General features: G+C 57.1%; 1 protein-coding gene. It reads right to left on the bottom strand.

What is annotated here, in order from left to right; all coding sequences use genetic code 11:
- Positions 1-33 precede the first annotated feature (33 nt).
- A protein-coding gene (locus tag QCE83_RS34950; RefSeq protein ID WP_309821458.1) for an IS3 family transposase occupies positions 34-1,397 on the bottom strand; the annotation gives its coding sequence in 2 pieces (ribosomal slippage) (positions 34-926 and positions 926-1,397; 1,365 coding nt in all).
- Positions 1,398-1,450 lie beyond the last annotated feature (53 nt).

Here is a 1,450-nt window from a genome sequence, read left to right on the forward strand (position 1 = left end):
TGAACTGACCCCGCAAAGTTGGACAGTTTTAGGCTAGGGCCGTGAGGGCTGAGTTCTGTACATCACAGGACTCAGCCCTTTTAGCTTCAGCTTGATGCGGTCGTGATTGTAGTAGTGGATGTAGCGTCGGATTCCGGCCTGAAGCGCTTCAATGCTCTCGAAGCGGTTCGGGTAGAAGAACTCTGACTTCAATGTGCCGAAGAAGCTCTCCATGGCGGCGTTGTCGTGGCAGTTGCCCTTGCGTGACATGCTTTGCGTCAGTGCGCGCTGCGAAAGCAACGCCTGGTAAGCGCCCATCTGATAGTGCCATCCCTGATCAGAGTGAATCACGGGGCGATCACCAGCCCCCAGCCTCTTGAACGCCTTTTTGATCATGCTTGCGACCATCGCGAATGCCGGACGCGTCGCCGTTTCGTAGGCAACAATCTCGCCGTTATACAGGTCTAGCACCGGGGACAGATAGAGCTTGCGCTCGCCCACCCGGAATTCAGTGATATCGGTGACCCACTTCTGATTTGGCGCGTCGGCGTCAAACTGTCTTTGCAGCACGTTCGGCGCAATGCCTCCCACCGTCCCCCGGAAGGCTCGAAACTTTTTCGGTCGCACCAGTGACTTCAGTTTCATCAGTTGCATCAAGCGTTGGACGGTCTTGTGATTCACAACCGTGCCCAAGTGCCGGATCGCGCTGGTGATACGCCGATAGCCGTAACGCCCTTTGTGCTGCTCGAATACAGAGCGGATGCGCGCCTTGAGCTGCGTGTGTTTGTCTGCCTTCTGCGAGGCCTTGCATTGGTAATAGAAGGTGCTACGCGCCAGGCCCGCCACTTTGAGCAGGCCGCCAAGTGCAAACTCATGCCTCAATCCGGCCACTACTTGCGCTTTTTGCTTTGCGCTGTGGGGCTGTCCGAGCGGATCAAGGCATCGAGTTTTTTTAGGTACGCATTCTCCATGCGTAGATAGTTCAGCTCCTTCAGGAGCTCTTCCTTCGTGCGGGCCTCGTCAGGCTTGGACGAAACAGGCGGCACAGATGACTTGGGTTGTTTCACGGAGCGTCCTCGGGGGCGCGGCTCAAGGGCCTGCATACCTCCCGAATCATACCGGCGCTTCCAGACACTGATCACGCCCGGATTGCGGATATCGAAAACCGCCGCAGTCTCTCGGCACGACAGCGCCTTTGCGTGCATGAACTGCAGCACCTTCAGCTTGAACTGTCCATCGTAGAAGCTGTACTTCTTCCTGAACGCCGCGGCGCCGTGCGCTCGCCATGCCGCCACCCACTTACGCACCGTGCCGTGGTCTGTACCATGCCGGTGCGCCACCCCAGCAAAACCGCCGTGCTTGCCGCATAGATAGTCTTTGACGACTGCTTGCTTGAATCGTGCGCTGTGCTTGCTCATGAAAAAACACCCCAAATCGTTGGACTGGTGTCCAACTTTTGGGGTGCAGTTCA

It is taken from the genome of Caballeronia sp. LZ034LL, from assembly GCF_031451215.1.
Taxonomy (GTDB): Bacteria; Pseudomonadota; Gammaproteobacteria; order Burkholderiales; family Burkholderiaceae; genus Caballeronia.